A 3503-nucleotide genomic window follows, 5' to 3' on the forward strand; every position below is an offset into this window, starting at 1 on the left:
CAACATTCTTTTCAACTTCAACATTAAAATCGTCTTTGTTGAATCCGGGTACAGATAATTCCACTCTGAATTCATCTTTGTTCTCTACAACATTAGCAGCAGGTAAACCACTACCTTCAAAGAAATTTGTGAAAAAATCATCATTAAAAATTGATGGTAAAAAACTTTTTCTAGAATCGAATTTCATTAATCTATTATTCATTTCAAAATCCTCCTATTATTTTAGTTCTACATAATTTTCATGTAAAAAAGTACAAATAATGTGCAATTCAGTTTTTATAGCTTATAAATTTATAGAAGAATAGATTCTTTTTTTGATTTATTTAATTTATAATCAGCGTGTTATTGTTTGGTGTTTCATACCTATAGATAACAGTCATTTTGTCGCTTGATACTTAGTTAATGACATTTTGACATTTTCTTGTTGTCCTTTTTTCCATAATTTATTTTCGTATAATCTCAAAAAAGAAGAAGATCGATACAAAGTTGTATCGATCTTCTTTTATAAAATTCTCTGAAAATTATTTCTTCATGCTCGAATTGCTTTTTTTCTCCGTCTTTACCTCAGCTTTCTTCGAATCCTTTTTCGATTCGGGTTTTGTAGCTGTTGTAGCTTTGGCTTCAGTTTTCACTTTAGCGGGAGCAGCAGTTTTTTTTGAATCTTGAGCCATAACACTGACAGATGCTAAAAGAGCAAACATCATAACGCATGAAAGAACTACTTTTTTCATAATTTTTTTCAATTAAATAAGTGAAACATACTTGTTAAACACGCATCAAATATATACTGGTTTTAGAGAATTTCACCGTTAATTTGGTTTAAATAAAAACGCTCTAAGTGTAATGATTGTTAAGTGATGGTGTTGAGCTATAATTCTCTTATTAGTAGCTTGTTAGTATTTTGTTTTACGTTCTTTAATTATGAAAAAAATGTAATGTTTTGATTTTTAGATGTATCAAAAAGGAGGTCGTTTAAATTATTTCTTGTCAAAGAAATTAACCTTTCCAGTTTTCATGTCGTATACACCACCAACGATTAATAATTCACCTTTATCTTCCATTTCTTTCAAAATTGGACTTTTAGTGCGAAGTTGTTCGATAGCTAGTTCAACGTTGTGATCACAAACTGCTTCTACGAATGCAGGGTTTGCAGCAGTTTTTTCGCCTTCAAATGTTTTACCAGCAGATGCAACAGCAGGTTTGATTTTTGCTAATAAAGCAGTAATGTTACCTAGTTTTACATCATCGATTGCAGACATAACAGCACCGCAATATTCGTGACCTAATACAACGATAACTTTTGCCCCAGATACTTTAGTTGCAAACTCGAAACTACCTAATACATCTTCGTTAACGATATTACCAGCGATACGAGCAACAAAAAGATCACCGATACCTCTATGGAAAACATCTTCAACAGGTACACGAGAATCTAAACAAGATAGGATAGCAGCTTTAGGAAATTGACCTGTTGCAGCATCTCTAACACGTTGAGAGTTGTTACGAACTGTAAGGTTGTCTTCTGTAAACTCTTTGTTTCCTTCTTTAAGAAGATTAAGTACATCTGCAGGAGTTAAAGCTGCTTGTTCTGCTGCTGTTAGAACGGTGTTGGTCAAAACTTCGGCTTCAGGGATCTGAACAGTGCCTTCGGTAGTTGTAGCAGGTTTCTCTTCTACTTTGGCCTTGTCTTTACACGAAGTTGATACTAATACTAAACATAAGGATAGTAATCCTAATAAAGCTTTCTTTTTCATAAATAATCAAAGTTTATATAGTTAAATACATATAGATTAACAAACATCTAATAAAATAGTTTTCGAATAAGATTAAGCTTTATTTAATCTGAAGGTAATATTTGGATAAAATTTATGAATCTGATACAATATTATACCAATCAGAAGAATGTCTAATTAGATCAAAAACAAGTACTTTACGTGTGTAATAGCTTTTCTATCTCTTTTTTTAAGATATTTTTAACTTCTTCTATATTTACAGATTTTCCCATTTCTTTTTCCAGAGAAGTAACTCCCTTATCTACAAATCCACATGGATTTATATGGTTATAATACGATAAATCGGTGGATACATTAAATGCAAGACCATGCATTGTTACATAACGTGAGGCACGTACTCCAATTGCACAAATCTTTCGGGCAGTAGAGGTATTATAGTCAAACCACACGCCGGTAGCGCCTTCTGCTCGCCCAGCTTTTATATTATAGTGTGCCAAGGTTTGTATTACAGCCTCTTCTAAATTACATACATATTGTTTTAGAGATAAGCCTAAGGCATCTAAATCTACAATCGGGTAAACAACAATTTGTCCGTAACCATGATATGTAATATCACCACCTCTATCCGTTTTATAGTAGGTGGCACCTAAAGCATCTAAACGATCTTTTTGAATAAGCATATTACCTTCATTACCATTCCTGCCCAGAGTATATACATGTGGATGCTCACAAAATATAACTTGTTGTAATTGGTCTTTATTCTCCAAATAGGCAGGTGTATTTTTTATATTGATCAAATGAGTGAAGATTTCATTCTGCTTATCCCAAGCTTCTTTATAATCAATAACACCCCAATCTATAAACTTCATAGTATTATTGTATAATTTGGTTGAATGTTGTTTCTGCCATATAAGATGATCTAACAAGTGGACCACTTTCTACAAATTTAAATCCAATTTCTAGACCTAATGTTTTGTATTTGGCAAATTGATCGGGATGTATATATTCTTTTACAGGAATATGTTTTAAGGTTGGCTGTAAATATTGTCCGATAGTGAGTAGTTGACAACCTGAGTCTCGTAAATCATGCATTAGCTCAATTACCTCTTCTTCGGTTTCACCTAATCCAAGCATAATTCCCGATTTCGTAAAGAAGCCTTTGCTAGCTGCATATTTTTGTACTTCTAAGCTTCTGTCGTATCGTGCACGGCTTCTGATTTGAGATGTTAGTCTCTTTACAGTCTCCATATTGTGACTTAGAACATCAGGCTTAGCTTCGAATACTATATCTAGTAACTCGGTTTTAGCATCAAAGTCAGGGATCAATACCTCAAGTTTAGTATTTGGGTTTCGTCTCTTTACCTCGTTAATCATTCTAGCCCAGTAATTGGCTCCTTGATCTGCTAAATCGTCTCTGTCAACAGAAGTTATTACGCAATATCTCAAATTCATTTTTTGAATACTGTCAGCTACTTTTCCAATTTCAGACTCATCCAAAGGCAAAGGTCTTCCACTTTTAGTTGCACAAAATTTACAAGAACGCGTACAAATATCACCTAATATCATAAATGTAGCTGTTCCCATACTCCAGCAATGTCCTAAATTTGGGCACTTCCCACTTACGCATATAGTATTTAGACTGTTGTCATGAATTAATTTTTGTGTATGAAAATATCCTTTTCCTCCACCAAGTTTAATCTTTAACCATTCTGGTTTTTTTACTCTTTCCATGTATTTTTAATCGTTATTTAAAGTATTATTAGTAACAAA

The 3503-nt window shown here is 32.9% G+C and carries 5 protein-coding genes; all 5 read right to left on the reverse strand.

Annotated features, from left to right (window positions below; genetic code table 11):
• Positions 1–202, reverse strand: a 202-nt coding sequence (locus HGC4_RS13325; protein ID WP_157258294.1) for an Hsp20 family protein, incomplete at its 3' end; no start/stop codon positions are given.
• A gap of 319 nt (positions 203–521) precedes the next feature.
• Positions 522–731: a hypothetical protein gene (locus HGC4_RS13330; RefSeq protein WP_157258296.1), complete on the reverse strand. Its 210-nt coding sequence runs from the start codon at positions 729–731 to the stop codon at positions 522–524.
• Positions 732–977: 246 nt separating this feature from the next.
• Complete coding sequence (locus HGC4_RS13335) at positions 978–1754, reverse strand: carbonic anhydrase family protein (protein ID WP_050710637.1); 777 nt, start codon at positions 1752–1754, stop codon at positions 978–980.
• 176 nt (positions 1755–1930) lie between these two features.
• The gene (lipB, locus tag HGC4_RS13340; protein ID WP_050710638.1) at positions 1931–2602 is read right to left on the reverse strand and encodes a lipoyl(octanoyl) transferase LipB; all 672 of its coding nucleotides are present in this window, start codon (positions 2600–2602) and stop codon (positions 1931–1933) included.
• 4 nt (positions 2603–2606) lie between these two features.
• Positions 2607–3464 carry a lipoyl synthase gene (lipA, locus tag HGC4_RS13345; RefSeq protein WP_050710639.1) on the reverse strand — a complete coding sequence of 286 codons (858 nt, stop codon included), beginning with the start codon at positions 3462–3464 and terminating at the stop codon, positions 2607–2609.
• Between the last annotated feature and the right edge of the window lie 39 nt (positions 3465–3503).

The organism is Dysgonomonas sp. HGC4, assembly GCF_001261715.1.
In the GTDB taxonomy this organism is placed as follows: domain Bacteria; phylum Bacteroidota; class Bacteroidia; order Bacteroidales; family Dysgonomonadaceae; genus Dysgonomonas_A.

What these genes read in the sequence shown, in the direction of transcription:
- HGC4_RS13330 (WP_157258296.1), bottom strand. Translation starts at nt 731, where the DNA reads ATGAAAAAAGTAGTTCTTTCATGCGTTATGATGTTTGCTCTTTTAGCA.
- HGC4_RS13335 (WP_050710637.1), bottom strand. Translation starts at nt 1,754, where the DNA reads ATGAAAAAGAAAGCTTTATTAGGATTACTATCCTTATGTTTAGTATTA.
- lipB (WP_050710638.1), bottom strand. Translation starts at nt 2,602, where the DNA reads ATGAAGTTTATAGATTGGGGTGTTATTGATTATAAAGAAGCTTGGGAT.
- lipA (WP_050710639.1), bottom strand. Translation starts at nt 3,464, where the DNA reads ATGGAAAGAGTAAAAAAACCAGAATGGTTAAAGATTAAACTTGGTGGA.